The sequence below is a fragment of the Azotobacter bryophylli genome, from assembly GCF_042643485.1.
Taxonomy (GTDB): Bacteria; Pseudomonadota; Gammaproteobacteria; order Pseudomonadales; family Pseudomonadaceae; genus Azotobacter; species Azotobacter bryophylli.
This window is the reverse complement of sequence record NZ_JBHRSJ010000012.1, coordinates 54055-72593: the sequence shown is the minus strand read 5'-3', so window position 1 is coordinate 72593 and position 18539 is coordinate 54055. Positions and strand designations below refer to the sequence as shown.

General features: G+C 69.6%; 17 protein-coding genes. 6 read left to right on the top strand and 11 right to left on the bottom strand.

From position 1 onward, the window contains the following. Positions 1–21: 21 nt before the first annotated feature. The 8 genes from fis to ACFOJE_RS06505 form a co-directional block, all read right to left on the bottom strand. The gene (fis, locus tag ACFOJE_RS06540) at positions 22–342 is read right to left on the bottom strand and encodes a DNA-binding transcriptional regulator Fis (RefSeq protein WP_377813483.1); all 321 of its coding nucleotides are present in this window, start codon (positions 340–342) and stop codon (positions 22–24) included. Next, entirely contained in the window at positions 339–1337 is a 999-nt protein-coding gene (gene dusB / locus ACFOJE_RS06535) for a tRNA dihydrouridine synthase DusB (protein WP_377813482.1), read from the bottom strand. Before dusB ends, fis begins: the two co-directional genes overlap by 4 nt. A gap of 165 nt (positions 1338–1502) precedes the next feature. After that, complete coding sequence (locus ACFOJE_RS06530; RefSeq protein WP_377813481.1) at positions 1503–2720, bottom strand: DUF3426 domain-containing protein; 1218 nt, start codon at positions 2718–2720, stop codon at positions 1503–1505. A gap of 126 nt (positions 2721–2846) precedes the next feature. Beyond that, on the bottom strand, positions 2847–3725 hold the full coding sequence (gene prmA / locus ACFOJE_RS06525; RefSeq protein ID WP_377813480.1) for a 50S ribosomal protein L11 methyltransferase: 879 nt from the start codon (positions 3723–3725) through the stop codon (positions 2847–2849). Positions 3726–3844: 119 nt separating this feature from the next. Then, positions 3845–5188 (bottom strand): acetyl-CoA carboxylase biotin carboxylase subunit, encoded by a 1344-nt coding sequence (accC, locus tag ACFOJE_RS06520; RefSeq protein WP_377813479.1) that lies wholly within the window; start codon positions 5186–5188, stop codon positions 3845–3847. Positions 5189–5205: 17 nt separating this feature from the next. Further along, positions 5206–5670: an acetyl-CoA carboxylase biotin carboxyl carrier protein gene (gene accB, locus ACFOJE_RS06515; RefSeq protein ID WP_377813478.1), complete on the bottom strand. Its 465-nt coding sequence runs from the start codon at positions 5668–5670 to the stop codon at positions 5206–5208. A gap of 23 nt (positions 5671–5693) precedes the next feature. Beyond that, entirely contained in the window at positions 5694–6137 is a 444-nt protein-coding gene (aroQ, locus tag ACFOJE_RS06510; RefSeq protein ID WP_377813477.1) for a type II 3-dehydroquinate dehydratase, read from the bottom strand. Positions 6138–6270: 133 nt separating this feature from the next. Then, entirely contained in the window at positions 6271–8085 is a 1815-nt protein-coding gene (locus ACFOJE_RS06505) for a protein-disulfide reductase DsbD (protein ID WP_377813476.1), read from the bottom strand. A 187-nt stretch (positions 8086–8272) separates the two neighbouring features. On the opposite strand from ACFOJE_RS06505, the gene ACFOJE_RS06500 reads away from it, so the two are divergent. From ACFOJE_RS06500 to speA, 4 genes are all read left to right on the top strand, one after another. Next, positions 8273–9343, top strand: coding sequence for a DUF2333 family protein (locus tag ACFOJE_RS06500; RefSeq protein ID WP_377813475.1), 1071 nt, complete (start codon positions 8273–8275; stop codon positions 9341–9343). Continuing rightward, positions 9343–9870 (top strand): NUDIX hydrolase, encoded by a 528-nt coding sequence (locus ACFOJE_RS06495; protein WP_377813474.1) that lies wholly within the window; start codon positions 9343–9345, stop codon positions 9868–9870. Before ACFOJE_RS06500 ends, ACFOJE_RS06495 begins: the two co-directional genes overlap by 1 nt. A gap of 85 nt (positions 9871–9955) precedes the next feature. Then, positions 9956–10327, top strand: coding sequence for a translation initiation factor Sui1 (locus ACFOJE_RS06490; RefSeq protein ID WP_377813473.1), 372 nt, complete (start codon positions 9956–9958; stop codon positions 10325–10327). A gap of 55 nt (positions 10328–10382) precedes the next feature. Continuing rightward, the gene (speA, locus tag ACFOJE_RS06485) at positions 10383–12302 is read left to right on the top strand and encodes an arginine decarboxylase (protein WP_377813472.1); all 1920 of its coding nucleotides are present in this window, start codon (positions 10383–10385) and stop codon (positions 12300–12302) included. 58 nt (positions 12303–12360) lie between these two features. On the opposite strand, the gene ACFOJE_RS06480 is transcribed toward speA, so the two are convergent. The 3 genes from ACFOJE_RS06480 to ACFOJE_RS06470 all read right to left on the bottom strand — a co-directional run bounded on the left by ACFOJE_RS06480 (position 12361) and on the right by ACFOJE_RS06470 (position 14973). After that, positions 12361–13704: an MATE family efflux transporter gene (locus ACFOJE_RS06480; protein WP_377813878.1), complete on the bottom strand. Its 1344-nt coding sequence runs from the start codon at positions 13702–13704 to the stop codon at positions 12361–12363. Positions 13705–13754: 50 nt separating this feature from the next. Then, complete coding sequence (locus ACFOJE_RS06475) at positions 13755–14048, bottom strand: hypothetical protein (RefSeq protein WP_377813471.1); 294 nt, start codon at positions 14046–14048, stop codon at positions 13755–13757. A gap of 73 nt (positions 14049–14121) precedes the next feature. Then, positions 14122–14973: a universal stress protein gene (locus ACFOJE_RS06470; protein ID WP_377813470.1), complete on the bottom strand. Its 852-nt coding sequence runs from the start codon at positions 14971–14973 to the stop codon at positions 14122–14124. 240 nt (positions 14974–15213) lie between these two features. Here ACFOJE_RS06470 and selA point away from each other — a divergent pair, with 240 nt between their 5' ends. Both selA and selB read left to right on the top strand, forming a co-directional pair. Then, a complete protein-coding gene (gene selA / locus ACFOJE_RS06465) occupies positions 15214–16620 on the top strand; it encodes an L-seryl-tRNA(Sec) selenium transferase (protein ID WP_377813469.1) in 1407 nt (468 codons plus the stop codon). Continuing rightward, on the top strand, positions 16617–18533 hold the full coding sequence (selB, locus tag ACFOJE_RS06460; RefSeq protein WP_377813468.1) for a selenocysteine-specific translation elongation factor: 1917 nt from the start codon (positions 16617–16619) through the stop codon (positions 18531–18533). The genes selA and selB overlap by 4 nt, the downstream gene beginning before the upstream one ends. Positions 18534–18539: the final 6 nt, after the last annotated feature.

Genomic DNA, 18539 nt, shown 5'->3' with positions numbered 1-18539 from the left:
ACGCGGCCGGGCACCGCTTTTTCAAAGAAGGTCGTACTGCTTCAGTTTCTTGCGCAGGGTGCCGCGATTCAGACCGAGCAGCTCGGATGCCTTGGTCTGGTTCCCCTTGACGTAGTGCATCACGGTTTCCAGCAGCGGTGCCTCCACTTCGGAAAGCACCAGATTGTAGACATCCGTGACGGATGCGCCTTCGAGATGGGCGAAATAGTTGTGCAGCGCCTTCTCCACGCTGTCGCGCAGGGTGTGGCCCTCGGCGCTCGGCGTGTTCAGGTGCTGTTTCAGGTTGACGTTGTCGCTCACGGGCGTTGTTCCACTTACTAAATTCTCGGTCATCGTCGTCATGCGGCCACTCCTTCCACCTCGTCGTGCCGTTCGGCGAAGAACTGTCGAACGTGGGCGCTTTGCGCGTCCGTGGTATCCAAACGATTGAAGTGGGCGCGAAACTCCCTGGCGCCCGGCAGGCTTGCCAGATACCAGCCGACGTGCTTGCGGGCGATGCGGATACCCATTTCTTCCCCGTAAAAGAGGTGCAGTGCGGTCAGGTGCTCCAGCAGGATGCGTTCCCTTTCCTCCAGTGACGGCGCCGGCAGTCGCTTGCCGGTATTCAGGTAGTGCTCAATCTCGCGGAAGATCCATGGCCTTCCCTGGGCCGCGCGACCGATCAGCAGGCCGTCGGCGCCCGTGGCGTCGAGCACCTGGCGGGCCTTCTCCGGCGAGTCGATGTCGCCGTTGGCGAACACCGGAATCGTCAGGGCCTGCTTGATCGCGGCGATGGTGTCGTATTCGGCCTGCCCCTGGTACAGGTCGGCGCGCGTCCGGCCGTGCACCGCCAGGGCGGCGATGCCGGCGTCCTCGGCGATCCTGGCGATGCGCAGGCCGTTGCGGTTGGCGTGGTCCCAGCCGGTGCGGATCTTCAGGGTCACCGGCACCTCAACTGCCTTGACCACCGCTTCGAGAATCTCCGCGACCAGCGCCTCGTCGCGCATCAGCGCCGATCCGGCGGCCTTGTTGCAGACTTTCTTCGCCGGGCAGCCCATGTTGATGTCGATGATCTGCGCCCCCAGTTCCACGTTGCAGCGGGCCGCCTCGGCGAGCATCCGCGGATCGCCGCCGGCGATCTGCACCGAGCGCGGCTCCGGATCGTCCGCGTGCAGCAGGCGCAGGCGCGACTTGCGGCTGTGCCACAGGCGGGTATCGCTGGTGACCATCTCCGACACCACCAGGCCGGCGCCGAGACGGCGGCAGAGGGCGCGGAACGGACGGTCGGTGACCCCCGCCATGGGGGCGAGGACCAACCGGTTCGGTAATGTGTAGGGGCCGATGCGTACCATCGACATAGGTCTTCCCTGTTGGAGACTGGATTCAGGTCGATCGGGGACTCAAAAAAGGGTGGGCATGATACCCGCTCCCCATGAACGGTTAAAAGCAGTTTTGCACAAATTATGAACAATCGCCGGCCGGGCGCCGGGGCGGGCGGGCGCCCGCCGGCGAGCGCCGGAGGCTCATTCCGGAGAATGGAAGCTTAGGCTGTAATTCACCGCCTGGGGCCCCGGGTCGAGGATTTCCAGGGCGATGTGGATGGGGGTCTGCGGCGGCATCTGCTCCTGTCCGGCCAGCTCCCCGCCGAGGTATTCACCCGGTTTGAAGCGCCGGCTGGCAACCACCAGTCCGCTCAGGTCGGTGAAGCGCAGTTCGAGCAGGGGGAACGGCTGGGCGAAGGACGCACGGTTGTAGATGATCGCGTCGACCACCAGGGCGCCGCTGAATTCCGGATGCTTGCGCACAACCAGATTGCTGCTCTTGATCTGGCCGATGTCGACCCTGGGCGGCAGGCTGCAGCCCAGCATCGGGCAGAGCTCTTCGAACCAGGGCCGATAGTCCTCCTGCCGAGCCAGTTCGTCGAAGTGGTACCAGACGTACTGGCCAGCCAGGGCAGCGGCGGCCAGCAGGTTCAGCAGTCCCCAGCCGAGCCAGCGGCCCCAGGGCTTGCGCGGCTTCTGCCAGTCCAGCTGCAGGGGCTCCTCGTCCAGTTCGAAGAGGGCCTCCGCCGGCTGCTCCGGTTGCTTGCGCCCGGTTCGCTCGGGGCTGGCGATCGGCTCTTCGTCCAGATCCGGCTCCGCCACCAGTCGGTCGTCGTGCTCGTCCTCCTCGACGATCAGGCGATCCAGGGACAGCGTGGGCTCGCTGCGCTCGCCCTTGCCGCTCGGCGTGATCAGCAGCGAGCTGGTCGGTGGCGGCGCCGGCTCCTCGTGCTCGGGAGGGGGGGCGGCGGCCGGCTTGGTCGGACGGAGCGTGGTGATTCTGGGTTCCTCGTCCCTGGTCCGCGCAGCCGGGGCGGGCGCCGGCTCGGCCGCGGCGGCCGAGCGCTCGAGCTGCTGCTGGCGCTCCAGGGCTTCCAGCTTGGCCAGTTCGGCGTCGAGGTCGAGGTTGTCCAGATCCAGATCGGCCAGGTCGAGGTCGTCGTGCGACCACAGCCCGGGCTGCGGCTGCTGACTGGCAGCCGCCGGCTTGTCGGTCGGCGCGGGCTCGGTCGCCGGTGCACGCGCGACGGCGGGGGCCGCTTCCTTCATGGCCGCAGACGTGAGCAGGTTCTGCGCGGCATTGAACACCTGCAGGCAGGTGCCGCAACGCGCCATGCCGCGCGCCGCGTCCAGCTGCGGTCGATTGACCCGGAAGCGGGTCTGGCAATGGGGGCACTGGGTGACGAAGGTGTCTGTCATGCGTTGATCCGATGGCCGGCACTTCGGGCGCCGGCCATCCACTGCCGGCGCTCTGCGATAGGGAGCTGGGGGCGCTAGTCTAACCCAGGCCCGGGAGGAGCGGCAGGGGCGCCGGCTCCGCGCGAATCAGCGGCGCACGCCGCCGATCCTCACCCAGCCGTCCTTTTCCGCGGTCGGCTCGAGCTCGAAGGCGTCGGCGTAGGCAGTGCGCACCTCCTCGGCCTGTTCGGCGAGGATGCCGGACAGCGCCAGGCGGCCGCCCGGCTTGACCAGCGAGGTGATCCGCGGCGCCAGTTGCACCAGCGGGCCGGCGAGGATGTTCGCCACCACCACGTCGGCCTGCTGCTGCGGCAGTTGCTCGGGCAGGTAGAGCGGGAAGCGCTCGGGGGCGATGCCGTTGCGGCCGGCGTTGTCGCGGGAGGCCTCCAGGGCCTGTGGGTCGATGTCGGTGCCGATCGCCCGCTCGGCACCGAGCAGCAGCGCGGCGATGGCCAGGATGCCGGAGCCGCAGCCGAAGTCCAGCACCGTGCAGCCGGCCAGGTCCTGGGCATCGAGCCACTCCAGGCACAGGGCGGTAGTCGGGTGGGTGCCGGTGCCGAAGGCCAGGCCCGGATCGAGCAGCAGGTTGACCGCCTCCGGCTGCGGCGCCTCGTGCCAGCTCGGCACTATCCACAGGCGGCGGCCGAAGCGCATCGGCTGGAAGTTATCCATCCAGCTGCGTTCCCAGTCCTGGTCCTCGATGCGCTCGATCTGGTGCTCCGGTAGCGCGGCGCCGGTCAGCAGTTCCAGGTGGGCGAGGAGGGGGGCGGGGTCCACGTCCGCCTCGAACAGGGCGAGCAGATGGGTGTGCGACCAGAGCGGAGTGGTGCCGAGATCGGGCTCGAAGATCGGCTGGTCCTCGGCATCCATGAAGGTCACCGAGACGGCGCCCACGTCGAGCAGGGCGTCCTCGTAGGTCTGGGCCTGTTCCGGGGTGATGGCGAGACGGACTTGTAACCAGGGCATGGCATACCTCATGGCAGAGCGGGCCCCGCTGCAGCGGGGCGGAAAATCGGCTGACTGGAAACGGAACGGGCCGCGCATCGCTGGGATGGCGGCCCGTCATTATCCACCGCTGGGCAGGCTTACTTGTCGGCCAGCTTGTGCTCCAGATAGTGGATGTTGACGCCGCCCTTGCAGAAGCTCGCGTCGCGGACCAGATCGCGGTGCAGCGGCACGTTGGTCTTGATACCGTCGACCACGATCTCGTCGAGGGCGTTGCGCATGCGCGCCATGGCCTCGTCGCGATCCTTGCCGTAGGCGATCAGCTTGCCGATCAGCGAGTCGTAGTTCGGCGGTACCGCATAGCCGCTGTACAGGTGCGAGTCGACGCGGATGCCGTTGCCGCCCGGGGCGTGGAAGTGCTTGACCCGGCCGGGGCTGGGCATGAAGGTCTCCGGGTCCTCGGCGTTGACCCGGCATTCCAGCGCGTGGCCGCGGATCACCACGTCCTCCTGGCGGATGGACAGCTTCTCGCCGCCGGCGATGCGCAGCATCTCCTTGACGATGTCGATGCCGGTGACCATCTCGGTGACCGGGTGTTCGACCTGCACGCGGGTGTTCATCTCGATGAAGTAGAAGTTGCCGTCTTCATAGAGGAACTCGAAGGTGCCGGCGCCGCGGTAGCCGATCTCGATGCAGGCGCGCACGCAGCGGTCCAGCACCTCGGCGCGGGCCTTTTCGTCGATGTGCGGCGCCGGGGCCTCTTCCAGCACCTTCTGGTGACGGCGCTGCAGCGAGCAGTCGCGGTCGCCCAGGTGGATGGCGTTGCCCTGTCCGTCGGACAGTACCTGTACCTCCACGTGGCGCGGGTTCACCAGGAACTTCTCCAGGTAGACCATGCCGTTGCCGAAGGCCGCTTCGGCCTCGGTGCGGGTCAGTCGCGCCGACTTGATCAGGTCCTCTTCCTTGTGCACCACGCGCATGCCGCGACCGCCGCCGCCGCCGGCGGCCTTGATGATCACCGGATAGCCGACGTCGCGGGCGATGGCTAGGGCCTCTTCCTCGTTTTCCGGCAGCGGACCGTCGGAACCGGGCACGGTGGGCACGCCGGCCTGCTTCATGGCGTGCTTGGCCGAAACCTTGTCGCCCATCAGGCGGATCACGTCGGCGGTCGGGCCGATGAAGGCGAAGCCGGATTTCTCCACCTGCTCGGCGAAGTCGGCGTTCTCGGCGAGGAAGCCGTAGCCCGGATGGATCCCGGTCGCGCCGGTCACTTCGGCGGCGGCGATGATGGCCGGGATGTGCAGGTAGGATTTGGCCGCCGGAGCCGGGCCGATGCACACGCTCTCGTCGGCGAGGCCCAGGTGCATCAGGTCGCGGTCCGCCGTCGAATACACAGCCACCGTCTTGATGCCCAGCTCCTTGCAGGCACGCAGGATACGCAGGGCGATCTCGCCGCGATTGGCGATCAGGACTTTTTCCAACATCGCAGGTTCTCCGCGGTTCAAACGATGGTGAACAGCGGCTGGTCGTATTCTACCGGCTGCCCGTTCTCCACCAGGATGGATTCGATGACGCCGCTGGTCTCGGCTTCGATGTGGTTCATCATCTTCATGGCTTCGACGATGCAGAGGGTGTCGCCCTTCTTCACGCTCTGGCCGACTTCGACGAAGACCTTGGCCGTCGGCGATGGCGAGCGGTAGAAGGTGCCGACCATCGGCGAACGCACCACGTGGCCGTTCAGCTGCGGAGCGGCTGGAGCTGCGGCTTCGGCGAAAGCGGCCGGAGCGGCGGCGAGCGCCGGGGCGGCGGCGGCGAGCGGGGCCGGGGCGGCGGCGTAGATCGGTTGGGCGATGGCCTTGCTGTTGCGGCTGATGCGTACCGATTCTTCGCCTTCGCGAATTTCCAGCTCGTCGATGCCGGACTCTTCCAGCAGTTCGATCAGTTTCTTGACTTTGCGGATATCCATTCAGGAATGCTCCCAGTTGAAAATCAGGGTCGTTCTAGGTGTTCGAGGGCGGCTTCCAGGGCCAGCCGGTAACCGATGGCGCCCAGGCCGCAAATCACTCCCACGGCGACATCGGAGAAGTAGGAGTGATGGCGGAACGGTTCGCGCTTGTGCACGTTGGACAGGTGCACTTCGGTGAATGGGATGCTCACCGCCAGCAATGCGTCACGTAGGGCTACACTTGTGTGGGTGAAAGCCGCCGGATTGATGATGATGTAATCCACTCCCTCGTTGCGCGCGGCGTGGATCCGCTCGATCAGCTCGTGTTCGGCATTGCTCTGCAGATGGAACAGGCGATGGCCGGCTTCGCGGGCGCGCTGCTCGAGATCCTGGTTGATCTGGGCGAGGGTGGTGGCGCCGTAGACGCCGGGCTCGCGGGTCCCCAGCAGGTTGAGGTTGGGCCCATGGAGCACCAGTAGGGTCGCCATGTCGGTGATGATCTCCCTTGTTACTGAAAAGCTGCGTCGCAGGCGCTCTCTGCGCGACCCGCCCGCTGGCGGGCTGCGAGCGACTGCCTGCTGCTGATTGGCATTTTAGCTGTAAATGTCCGCATTTTGCCCGCTATTTCTGGTTATTTCCGTCGGATAAACGCCGGGAAAGACTTTCCTGAAGGCGTTTTGCGAAGGCGGTCGCATCGATCTCCCCCACCACCCGCAGGTTTTTCTGCTCCTGGCCGTCGGCAGCGAAGAACTGGATCGCCGGCGGGCCGAACAGCTGGTAGCGATCAAGCAGGGTGCGCTGCGCGGGGGTGCTGGCGGTGATGTCGAAGCGGACCAGCCGGAAGTCGCCGAGGCGGGCGGCGACTTCCGCGGCGGAGAACACCTCGCGCTCGATCACCTTGCAGCTGATGCACCAGTCGGCGTACCAGTCGAGCAGCAGCGGCTGTCCGGCCGCCCTGGCCTCCTGCAGGACGGCATCCAGCGCGGCCGGGCTGTCGACGGTCTGCCAGGCACCGGCCGGCTGAGCGGCGGTGGCACCGAGCGGCGCGGGCGTGCCGAGCGGGCGCAGCGGGTCGGATTCGCCGCGCAGGGCGCCGGTCCAACTGGCCAGGGCGTAGACCAGCAGCAGGAGGCCGAATAACTGACCGAGCTTCTGCCGGTGGCTCTTGGCGGTGAATTCGAGGGCGCCGAGGAACAGCGCCACGCCGGCCGCCAGCAGCCCCCACAGGGCCAGGGCCAGCGGGCCGGGCAGCACGCGTTCGAGCATCCACACGGCGACCGCCAGCAGCAGCACGCCGAAGGCGTTGCGTACCGCGACCATCCACGGGCCGCTCTTGGGCAGCAGGGCACCACCGCCGGTGGCGAACAGCACCAGCGGGGCACCCATACCGAGGCCGAGGACGAACAGCTTGAGGCCGCCGCCCAGGGCGTCGCCGCTGCTGCTGATGTAGAGCAGGGCGCCGGCCAGCGGCGCGGAGACGCAGGGCGACACCAGCAGGCTGGAAACCACGCCGAGCGCCGCGGCGCCCCAGATCGAGCCGCCGCGGGTGTTGCCGGCCAGGCGGTCCAGCGGCGCGCGGAGGAAGGCCGGCAGGCGCAGCTCGTAGACGCCGAACATGGCCAGGGCGAACAGCCCGAAGAAGGCGGCGAAGGGCACCAGTACCCAGGGCGACTGCAGACGTGCCTGCAGGTTCAGCTCGGCGCCGAACGTCCCCATCAGGGCGCCGAGCAGGGCGAAGCAGGCGGCCATCGGCAGGACATAGGCCAGCGACAGGATCAGGCCGCGGGCGCCGCCGATCTGGCCGCGCAGCACCACCCCGGAGAGGATCGGCAGCATCGGCAGGACGCAGGGGGTGAAGGTCAGGCCGAGACCGGCGAGGAAGAACAGCGCCAGTGCCCGCCAGCTCCAGGCGCCGGCGCTATCGGCATCCGCGGCGGCTGCGCTCGGGACGATGCCCGCCCGGGGCTCGGCCGCCGGGGGGCCGCCGATCGCCAGTCGTTCGGTCTCCGGCGGGTAGCACAGGCCCTTGTCGGCGCAGCCCTGGTAGGTGACCTGGAGGGTGAACGGCTGACGGTCGGGATTGTCCAGCGGCAGCTCGATGTCGAGGATGCCGTGGTAGACCTCGACCTCACCGAAGAACTCGTCGGTCTTGCGCTCGCCGGCCGGCAGACGCGCCGCGCCGAGCCCGACCGTGGCGGGTTCCGCGCGGAACTGGAAGCGCTGGCGATAGAGGTAGTAGCCTTCTGCTGCGACGAAGCGCAGCCGGACCGCTTCCGGCGTGCTTTCCACCAGGCTCAGGCGGAAGGCCTGACGCACCGGCAGGAAGTCGCCGCTGTTGTTCAGCTCGCCGAAGGCGGCGCTCGGGCGGCTGTCGAACAGGCCGGCAGCGGCGGGCAGCGAGAACAGCAGCAGAAGCAGGATCAACAGGCGTCGCATGAACTTCTCGAAGCAACAAATCCTCACATGATACCGGAGCCGGCCGCCGACTGCAGGCGAGGGTGTAAGCGATTTTGTCGCGGCGCTGCACGGCGTCGGCGCATCCCTTATAGTGCTAGGCTCCCTGTTTCGCGCAACCGGCCCGTCGGATTGCGCCCGAATCTCCGAACGTAGGAAGGATTTAGTCATGCTGGACTGGATGAAACGCGCAGGCGGTACGCGCGACCGTGTCGACAACGCCATGGAGGACGTGGGCAGTTATTTCGGCAACCGCTGGCTCGGACGCTCCCTGGGGTTGTTGCTCGGCCTCTACCTGCTGGTGACCCTGTTGCTCGGCTGGTACTGGAGCCAGGAGCCGGAGCCTTTCCCGGTGCAGCAGAGCGCCGCCGCCGCGGCCGAGCAGGCGCAGCGGCAACTGGTCACGGGCTACACCACGGTCGCCACCCTGAAGCGGGTGTCCAGCACCCTGCTCGACAAGCCCGGCGGCTACCTGTCCAACGACATCGCCCCGCCCGGACTCTGGCTGGACAACATGCCGAGCTGGGAGTACGGCGTGCTGGTGCAGGTGCGCGATCTGTCGCGTTCGCTGCGCAAGGACTTCGCCCGCTCCCAGTCGCAGTCCACCGAGGACCCCGATTTGGCCAAGGCCGAGCCGCATTTAAACTTCGACAACCGCAGTTGGGCCCTGCCGGCCTCGGAGACCGAATATCGCGACGGCCTCAAGTTTCTCGACAGCTACCTGGCGCGCCTGAGCGACCCGGCCCAGCCGCAGGCGATTTTCTACGCCCGCGCCGACAACCTCAACAATTGGCTGGGCGACGTCTCGACCCGTCTCGGCTCGCTGTCGCAGCGGCTCTCCGCCAGCGTCGGGCGGGTGCGCCTGAATACCGACATAGCGCCGCAGGAAGCCGCCAGCAAGGGCCTGATCCCGCAGGTCAACGAGGAGATCGTCAAAACCCCCTGGCTGCAGATCGACAACGTGTTCTATGAGGCCCGCGGTCAGGCTTGGGCGCTGTCGCACCTGCTGCGCGCCATCGAGGTGGACTTCGCCGACGTGCTGGCGAAGAAGAACGCCACCGTCAGCGTGCGGCAGATCATCCGCGAGCTGGAGGCGGCGCAGGCGCCGCTGTGGAGCCCGATGGTGCTGAACGGCAGCGGCTACGGCATCCTCGCCAACCACTCGCTGGTGATGGCCAACTACATCTCCCGGGCCAACGCCGCGATCATCGATCTGCGCATGCTGCTGGCCCAGGGCTGATGGTCGATGCCGAACGGGAGGCGGCCCACCGCGCCGCCTCCGACGCCGAACGGGTCGCCTGGGTCGACGAGCGGGACCGCCCGCTCGGCGCGCTGCCCCGCGCCGAGCTGCGCGAGCGCCGGCTGATCGGCCGCGGCACCTTCATCCTGCTGTTCAACGGCGCCGGGCAGCTCTGCGTGCACCGCCGCACCCTGAGCAAGGCGATCTATCCCGGCTACTGGGATGTGGCCGCCGGCGGCATGGTGCAGGCCGGCGAGGACTACCCGGAGTCCGCCGCCCGCGAACTGGAGGAGGAGCTCGGCATCGCCGGGGTGGCGCTGCGCGAACATGGGCGCTTCTTCTTCGACGAGCCGGACAACCGCCTCTGGTGCGGGGTGTTCTCCGCGGTCTCCGACGCCCCACTGGTGCTGCAGCCGGAGGAGGTGCTGGAGGCGCGCTTCATCGCCCCTGCCGAGGCGCTGCGCGAGGCGCTCGAGTTGCCCTACTGCCCGGATTCCCTGGAAGCCCTGCGGCGTTATCTGGGATAGGCTCCGGCCTGTCCCCTGCGAATCGGGGCGAATGATTTCGCCCCTGGATTGTCATCGTTCGAACGTATTTCCGAGGATGCCTCCCTTGGCCAAGAAAGCCTCTTCCCTTTCCGCCCTCGGCGGTCTGGTCTACTCCACCGACGCCGGTCGCCACTGTCCCGATTGCGGCCAGCCGGTGGCCCAGTGCGTCTGCAAGCAGAACACGATACCCGCCGGCGACGGCATCGCCCGGGTGCGCCGCGAGACCAAGGGCCGCGGCGGCAAGACGGTGACCACCGTCACCGGCGTGCCATTGGCCGAGGCCGAGCTGAAGGAGCTGGCCAGCGCCCTCAAGCGCCGCTGCGGCACCGGCGGCGCGCTCAAGGACGGCGTCATCGAGATCCAGGGCGAGCACGTCGAGCTGCTGGTCGAGGAGCTCGGCAAGCGCGGTTTCAAGGCGAAGAAGTCCGGAGGCTAGCCGCCGCCCGGCGCGGCGCCGTATCCGGTTTGATATCCAGCCACAGGAGAGCCCGATGTCCGCACCACGACGTACACGCAAAGACGATGGCAGCCAGTGGACCGTGGCCGACAGCCGCACCGTCTACGGCATCCGCCACTGGGGTGCTGGCTATTTCGCGGTCAACGAGCGCGGGCACGTGGAGGCCCTGCCGAACCGCCGCGCCGAGCGGCCGGTCGACCTGCGCGAGCTGGTCGAGCAGTTGCGCCAGTCCGGCCTGTCGCTGCCGCTGCTGGTGCGCTTCCCGGACATCCTGCAGGACCGCGTGCGTCAGCTGACCGGCGCCTTCGATGCCCATATCGCGCGTCTCGGCTACGGCAACCGCTACACCGCGCTGTACCCGATCAAGGTCAACCAGCAGGAAGCGGTCATCGAGAGCATCATCGCCACGCCGAACGTCTCCATCGGCCTGGAAGCCGGCTCGAAACCCGAGCTGCTGGCCGTGCTGGCCCTGGCGCCGAAGGGCGGCACCATCATCTGCAACGGCTACAAGGACCGCGAGTTCATCCACCTGGCCCTGATCGGGCAGAAGCTCGGGCACAACGTCTTCATCGTCATCGAGAAGGAGTCCGAGGTGCAGCTGGTGATCGAGGAGGCGGCCGAGCTGAAGGTCGTCCCGCAGGTCGGCCTGCGCGTGCGGCTGTCCTCGCTGACCTCCAGCAAGTGGGCCGACACTGGCGGCGAGAAAGCCAAGTTCGGCCTGTCCGCGGCGCAGCTGCTGTCGGTGGTCGAGCGCTTCCGCGCCGCCGGTCTGGACCAGGGCATCCGCTTGCTGCATTTCCACATGGGCTCGCAGATCGCCAACATCGCCGACTACCGCAAGGGCTTCCGCGAGGCTATCCGCTACTACGGCGAACTGCGCGCCCTGGGGCTGCCGGTGGACCACGTGGACGTCGGCGGCGGCCTGGGCGTCGACTACGACGGTACCCGCTCGCGCAACGCCAGCTCGGTCAACTACGACGTGGACGACTACGCCGCCACCGTGGTCGACATGCTCAAGGAGTTCTGCGACCGCCAGGAGCTGCCGCACCCGCACATCTTCTCCGAGAGCGGCCGGGCGCTGACCGCCCACCATGCGCTGCTGGTGGTGCAGGTCACCGACGTGGAGCGGCACGACGACGATCCGCCGCAGCTGGACCCGCAGGCCGAGCATCCGGAGGTGCTGCAGGTGCTGATCGACCTGCTCGCCGGCCCCGGCGATCCGGAGATGGTCATCGAGACCTACTGGCGGGCGACCCATTACATCGGCGAGGTTTCCGCACAGTACTCGGTGGGCAAGCTCAACCTGGCGCAGAAGGCCCTGGCCGAGCAGTGCTATTACGCCCTCTGCCGGCGGCTGTACGACCTGCTGAAGGCGCGCCAGCGCTCGCACCGCCAGGTGATCGACGAGCTCAACGACAAGCTGGCGGACAAGTACATCTGCAACTTCTCGGTGTTCCAGAGCCTGCCGGACACCTGGGCCATCGACCAGATCCTGCCGATCCTGCCGCTGGACCGGCTCGACGAGGAGCCGCTGCGCCGTGCCGTGCTGCAGGACCTGACCTGCGATTCCGACGGCAAGATCAAGCAGTACGTCGACGAGCAGAGCATCGAGACCAGCCTGCCGGTGCACGAGCTGCGCGAGGGCGAGGACTACCTCTTGGGCATCTTTCTGGTCGGCGCCTATCAGGAGATCCTCGGCGACATGCACAACCTGTTCGGCGACACCGACTCGGTGAACGTCTACCAGCGCGCCGACGGCAGCATCTACCACGCCGGCATCGAGACCCACGACACCATCGAGGACATGCTGCGCTACGTGCACCTCTCGCCCGAGGAGCTGATGACCTGCTATCGCGACAAGGTCGCCGGGGCGCCGATCGGCACCCGCGAGCGCGCCCGCTTCCTCGACGCCCTGCGCCTGGGGCTGACCCGCTCGTCCTATCTGTCCGCATGAAGCGCACAGGGCGGGAAACGGCCGTAGGGCCCTTCCCGCCGATGGCGTCGGATCTGATTCACCCGGCTCTCTGGCCCTGTTCCGCCAGCCCCTGGCGCCACAGGCGCCGGGCGAACAGGCCTGTCGCCGCCCCGCGCAGGGCCATGAAGGCGAGAAAGGCCAGCCACAGGCCGTGATTGCCCAGCTCCCGCAGCAGCCAGGCCGCCGGTAGCGCCAGGAGCACGGCGAGCAGCATGGCGTCGCGCATCTCGCGGGCGCGGGTGGCGCCGATGAGCAGGCCGTCGAGCAGGTAGCTCCACACCGCGATCGGCGGTAGCGCCGCCAGATAGGGCAGGAAGGCCAGGGCCTGGCGGCGCACCGCCGGGATATCGGTCTGCAGGGCGACGAAAGCCTCGCCGGCGAACAGGAAGAACAGGGCGAAGCCCAGGCTGGCCAGCAGCGACCAGCCGCCGGCGACCACCAGCGCCCGGCGCAGGGCGAGGCGGTCGCGACCGCCGACGGCGTGTCCGCAGAGGGCTTCCAGGGCATGGGCCAGACCGTCGAGGGCGTGGGCGCAGAGCAGCAGGCCGTTGAGCAGCAGGGCGTTGGCCGCCACCGTCGTATCGCCGAGACGGGTGCCCTGCACGGTGAGCAGGAAGAACACCAGCTGCAGCAGCAGGCTGCGGATGAAGATGTCGCGGTTCACCGCCAGCAGCGGACGCCAGTTCCGCCAGCGGAGCAGGGCCGCCCGTGGCAGGCGGCCGGGGAAACGCCCCAGGGTTCTCCTCGCCAGCTGCAGGCCGAGCAGGGCGCCGCTCCATTCGGCGAGCACCGAGGCCCAGGCGGCGCCCGGCACGCCCCAGCCGAGGCCGAAGACGAACCACAGGTCCAGCACCACGTTGATCAGGCTGGTGGCCAGCAGCATGGCAAGCGGCGCGCGGGCGTTCTGCGTGCCGAGCAGCCAGCCGATCAGCGCATAGCCGGCCAGCACCGCCGGCAGGCCGCACAGGCGGATGTCGAAATAGTCGCGGGTCAGGGCGTCCAGGGCCGCCGAGGGCCGCATGAGCGCGAGGGCGAAGCTGCCGAAGGGCAGCGCCAGCAGACTCAGCAGCAGGGCGAAGGCGAGGCCGAGGACGAGTCCCTGCAGCAGCACCAGGCGCAGCGCGGCGCCGTCGGCGCGGCCGCAGGCCTGGGCGGCGAAGCCGGTGGTGCCCATGCGCAGAAAGCCGAAGGCCCAGCTCAGCAGGGTGTAGAGGCTGCCGCCCACCGCTACCGCGGCGAGCTGGTCGGCCTGCGGCAGATGGCCGACCACCGCGCTGTCGACCAGGGCCACCAGCGGCACGCAGAGGTTGGAGAGGATCATCGGCAGGGCCAGCGCGGCGACCCGTCGCTGGCTCGGCGCATGGCGCCAGGCGTCGCGCAGGGCCGTCCAGCCGCTCCCGGCCGGGCGGCCGTCCAGAGCCGTGCCGTCGCTCACTGGATCAGCCAGCTGAGCAGCCAGAGCCCGAGCAGCAGCTGGATCAGCCCGCCGACGAAGGCGCGGCGGAGCAGGGCGCGGACGCCGGCGACCAGCAGGGACAGGCCGACGATCAGGGCGATGATGCCGAGCAGCGAAGGGTTCATGCCCAGGGTGCGCGACAGGCCTTCGAGAAAGCCGCTGCCGGCGCGGGCGATGGCGTCGAACACGCCGCCCAGGGCCTCGACGACGAAGCGGATCAGGGCGCCCAGCGCCTCGCCGAGCCATTCGAAGAAGCTTTCTACCTGCATTGTGGATGTCTCTGCGCAAAGGGCGGCCTGGCCGGGAAAAACCGGCCAAGCATAACCCGGCGCCGCGGCGTTTTCAGCGCAGCAGCAGAAGCGGTGTGGTCGAGATGCGCAGCATGTGGTGGGTGGTGCTGCCGAGGAAGAACTGGCGAATCCGCGAATGGCCGTGGGCGCCCATCACCAGCAGGTCGAGACCGTGCTCCTGCTGGTAGTCGAGCAGGGTCTGCTCCACCTCGCCCTTGCGGATCTCCGTGGTCACCAGGAAGTCGGCGTTTTCCAGCAATTCCTCGGCGTCGGCCAGCGCCTCGCGATGCTCCTCGCTGTCCTTGCCGACCATCAGCAGGTGCAGCGGGAGGCCCTTGAACAGCGGGCTGGCGGCCAGCATGCGCACCGCCAGCTGGGCGTTCGGGCTGGCGTCGTAGGCCAGGAGCAGGCTGCCGGGCTCCTTGAACGTCTCCGGAACGATCAGCATCGGCCGTTGCAGGGTGCGGGTCACGCTTTCCAGATGGCTGCCGACGTGCAGGCCCTGCTGCCGGCTCTTCACCCCGCGGCGGCCGATCACCAGCAGGCGGATCTGCGGGGCCAGTTCCTGCAGGACCTCGACCAGATCGCCATAGCGCTGGCTCAGCTCCGGCGCTTCCAGGCCCGCGGCCAGGACGCGCGCACCGGCCGCCTCGAGCATCAGCTGGCCCTGCTCCAGGGCCAGCTTCCCGCGCTGCTCGTCGAGCTTGGACAGCTCGTCGAGCAGTTGCTCGCGGCTGCCGAGCCCGATGGCGCCGCTGAGATCGCCCGGCTCCGGATAGCGCCCGCGGTCCAGCACGTGGAGAAGGGTCAGCGGCGCGCCGGTGCGCCGGCAGGCCCAGATAGCGCAGTCGCAGACGGCCGAGGCAGCCGAGGAGCCGTCGATGCAGGCGATGATCCGGTTCATGCTGGGCTCCCTCAGTGGTCCGCAGAGGCGGGACCTCGACCAGAACACCATAGGCCAGCTTGCGGGGAGCGGCCACGCGGCGGCGACGGAGCGGGTCCTGACCACTGCGTCTATGCTGGTTGCGGGGACAAGCGAAGAAAAGGAGTCCTGCGTGCCAGGCATGCTTCTCGAACCCGGTCGGACCCAGACGGCCTCCTGCCTGCCGGTCTCCCGCACGGCGAATCTCCCGGGCGCTGCGCCATGACCAGCGCCCGCCTGCCTTCCCTGGACCGCCTGCTGCAGGCCGCGGCCTGCGCGCCGCTGGCGCAGCGCTACGGGCGGACGGCGCTGCTGAAGACCCTGCGCGACCTGCTCGACGAGTTGCGCGAGCCGGCGCGGCACGGCCGGCTGGCGGCGTTGGAGCTGTCCGAGGCGGTGCTCGCCGGGCGCGCCGGCGAACGTCTGGCGCGCAGGCACGCCAGCCGCGTGCGGCGGGTGTTCAACCTCACCGGCACGGTGCTGCACACCAATCTCGGCCGCGCCCTGCTGCCGGAGGAGGCGGTCGAGGCGATCTGCCGGGCCGCCCGCCATCCGCTCAACCTGGAATTCGATCTGGCGACCGGCAAGCGCGGCGACCGCGACGACCTGATCGAGGGCGTGATCCGCGAGCTGACCGGTGCCGAGGCGGTCACCGTGGTCAACAACAACGCCGCTGCCGTGCTGCTGACGCTGAACAGCCTGGGCGCGCGCCGGGAGGGCATCATCTCCCGCGGCGAGCTGATCGAGATCGGCGGCGCCTTCCGCATTCCGGACATCATGGCCCGCGCCGGGGTGAAGCTGGTCGAGGTCGGCACCACCAACCGCACCCACCCGCGGGACTACCGGGACGCCATCGGGCCGCGCACGGGCCTGGTGATGCGCGTGCACGCCAGCAACTACAGCATCCAGGGCTTCACCGCCAGCGTGCCCACCGCCGAGCTGGCGGGCATCGCCCATGCCCACGGCCTGCCGCTGCTGGAGGACCTGGGCAGCGGCAGCCTGGTCGATCTGAGCCGCTGGGGCCTGCCGGCCGAGCCGACGGTGCAGCAGGCCCTGGCGGACGGTGCGGACATCGTCACCTTCAGCGGCGACAAGCTGCTCGGCGGCCCCCAGGCCGGGCTGATCGTCGGTCGCCGCGAACTGATCCGGCGCATCAAGCGGAACCCGCTCAAGCGCGCCCTGCGGGTGGACAAGCTGACCCTGGCCGCTCTGGAGGCGGTGCTCGGCCTCTACCGCGATCCCGACCGCCTCGCCGAGCGGCTCACCAGCCTGCGCCTGCTGGCCCGGCCGCAGCCGGATATCCGCGCCCAGGCCGAGTGCCTGGCACCGCCACTCGCCGACGTCCTCGGCGCGGCCTGGCAGGTCGCCGCGGCGGATGCCCCGGGCATGATCGGCAGCGGTTCGCAACCGCTGGCGCGATTGCCCAGCGCCGCGCTGCGCCTGTGCCCGTTGCTGCCCCGGCGGCTGCGCGGGCGCGCCCTGTGCCGGCTGGAGGAGGCGCTGCGAGGCCTGCCGATCCCGGTGCTCGGTCGCCTGGCCGACGACGCACTGTGGCTCGACCTGCGCCAGCTGGACGACGAGCCGGCCTTCCTCGCCCAGCTGGCGCAGCTGCGGGCTGACCTCGAATGATCGTCGGCACCGGCGGGCACATCGACCACGGCAAGACCGCGCTGCTGGCGGCGCTCACCGGCCAGGCGGGGGACCGCCGGCGCGAGGAGCGCGAGCGCGGCATCACCATCGACCTGGGCTATCGCTACGCCGATCTGGGCGGCGGCGAGCCGACCGGCTTCATCGACGTGCCGGGGCACGAGCGCTTCGTCCGCAACATGCTGGCCGGCGCCAGCGGCATCGACCTGCTGCTCCTGGTGGTGGCGGCCGACGACGGGGTGATGCCGCAGACCCGCGAGCACCTGGCGATCGCCGAACTGCTCGGCATCCCCAAGGCCCTGGTGGCGCTGAGCAAAATCGACCGGGCGGTGCCCGAGCGCATTGAGGCGGTACGCGCGGAGGTCGCGGCGCTGCTGGCGCCGGGGCCCTTCGCCGGGGCCGCACAGTTTCCGCTGTCCAGCGTCACGGGCGCGGGCGTCGGGGCGCTGCGTCAGGCCCTGGCCGTGGAGGCTCGCCACATCCAGGCACGCAGCGACGCCGGCCACTTCCGCCTGGCCATCGATCGCGCCTTCAGCGTCAGCGGCGCCGGCGTGGTAGTCACCGGCACCGCCTTCGCCGGACGGGTCGCGGTCGGCGACGAGCTGCTGCTGAGCCCTTCCGGCCGCCAAGTGCGGGTGCGCGGGCTGCACGCGCAGAACCGCGCGGCGGATATGGGGCGGGCCGGCCAGCGGCTGGCGCTGAATCTGGCCGGGGAGCGCCTTTCCTTGGCGCAGATCCGCCGCGGCGACTGGCTGCTGGACGAGGTCCTGCATGCGCCGAGCGTCCGCCTGGACATCGAGCTGCGCCTGCTGCCGGAGGAGCGCCGCGCCCTCGGCCACTGGACGCCGCTGCACGTGCACCTGGGCGCCGGTGAGGCCATGGGGCGGGTCGCTCTACTGGAGGGCGGCAGCCTGGCGCCGGGCGGGCGCATGCTGGCCCAGCTGCTGCTCGATGCGCCGCTGCACGCCGTGCACGGCGACCGCCTGGTGCTGCGCGACCAGTCGGCCCGGCGCACCCAGGGCGGCGGACGGGTGCTCGATCCCAACCCGCCTGCGCGCCAGCGGCGCAGCGCGATGCGCCTGGCGCAGCTCGCCGCGCTCGCCGGCGGCGCTCTGGAGCAGGCCCTGCCGCTCCTGCTGGAGCAGGCCGACAACGGCCTCGACCCGCTGGCGCTGGCGCGCCAGTTCAACCGCCCGCGCCCGGGCTGGCGGCTGCCGGAGGGCGCCTGCGAGATCGCCACCCGGATCGGCCCGCGGTTGTTCGAGCGTCACTGCTGGCGGCGGCTCGGCGAACGGCTGGTCGAGGGGCTCGAGCGTTTTCACCGGGAGCAGCCGGACGAGCTCGGCCCCGACCGCGACCGTCTGCGCCGCTACTGCCTGCCGGAACTGGAGCGGGCGGTGTTCCTCGCCCTGCTGGAGGAGGCGCTGGCCGCGGGGCGGATCGAGGCGAGCGGCCCCTGGCTGCACCGCCCGGAGCATCGGGTACGCCTGAGCGAGGCCGAAGAGGCGCTGCGGGCGCGCCTGTGGCCGCTGCTCGAGGCCGGGCGCTTCGATCCGCCCTGGGTGCGCGATCTGGCCCGTGCCCTGGCGGTGGAGGAGGGCGCGATGCGCCTGCTGCTGCGCAAGCTGGCGCGGCTGGGTCTGCTGCAGCAGGTGGTCCGCGACCTGTTCTATCCGGAGGCGACCCTGCGCCGGCTGGCCGCCGAGGTGCTGGCGCTGGAGACGCAGCAGGGCGCGGTCCGCGCGGCGGCCTTGCGCGACCGCATCCAGCTCGGCCGCAAGCGCTGCATCCAGCTGCTCGAGCATTTCGACCGCATCGGCCTGACCCGCCGTTTCGGCAACGAGCGCCGGGTGCGCCGCGACAGCGCCCTAGTGCGGGAATGCGCCCGCGGCTGAGGCGGG

Bases quoted from the DNA above. Each gene is read 5' to 3' on its own strand.
- fis (WP_377813483.1), bottom strand. From the start codon at position 342: ATGACGACGATGACCGAGAATTTAGTAAGTGGAACAACGCCCGTGAGC.
- dusB (WP_377813482.1), bottom strand. From the start codon at position 1,337: ATGTCGATGGTACGCATCGGCCCCTACACATTACCGAACCGGTTGGTC.
- ACFOJE_RS06530 (WP_377813481.1), bottom strand. From the start codon at position 2,720: ATGACAGACACCTTCGTCACCCAGTGCCCCCATTGCCAGACCCGCTTC.
- prmA (WP_377813480.1), bottom strand. From the start codon at position 3,725: ATGCCCTGGTTACAAGTCCGTCTCGCCATCACCCCGGAACAGGCCCAG.
- accC (WP_377813479.1), bottom strand. From the start codon at position 5,188: ATGTTGGAAAAAGTCCTGATCGCCAATCGCGGCGAGATCGCCCTGCGT.
- accB (WP_377813478.1), bottom strand. From the start codon at position 5,670: ATGGATATCCGCAAAGTCAAGAAACTGATCGAACTGCTGGAAGAGTCC.
- aroQ (WP_377813477.1), bottom strand. From the start codon at position 6,137: ATGGCGACCCTACTGGTGCTCCATGGGCCCAACCTCAACCTGCTGGGG.
- ACFOJE_RS06505 (WP_377813476.1), bottom strand. From the start codon at position 8,085: ATGCGACGCCTGTTGATCCTGCTTCTGCTGCTGTTCTCGCTGCCCGCC.
- ACFOJE_RS06500 (WP_377813475.1), top strand. From the start codon at position 8,273: ATGCTGGACTGGATGAAACGCGCAGGCGGTACGCGCGACCGTGTCGAC.
- ACFOJE_RS06495 (WP_377813474.1), top strand. From the start codon at position 9,343: ATGGTCGATGCCGAACGGGAGGCGGCCCACCGCGCCGCCTCCGACGCC.
- speA (WP_377813472.1), top strand. From the start codon at position 10,383: ATGTCCGCACCACGACGTACACGCAAAGACGATGGCAGCCAGTGGACC.
- ACFOJE_RS06475 (WP_377813471.1), bottom strand. From the start codon at position 14,048: ATGCAGGTAGAAAGCTTCTTCGAATGGCTCGGCGAGGCGCTGGGCGCC.
- ACFOJE_RS06470 (WP_377813470.1), bottom strand. From the start codon at position 14,973: ATGAACCGGATCATCGCCTGCATCGACGGCTCCTCGGCTGCCTCGGCC.
- selA (WP_377813469.1), top strand. From the start codon at position 15,214: ATGACCAGCGCCCGCCTGCCTTCCCTGGACCGCCTGCTGCAGGCCGCG.
- selB (WP_377813468.1), top strand. From the start codon at position 16,617: ATGATCGTCGGCACCGGCGGGCACATCGACCACGGCAAGACCGCGCTG.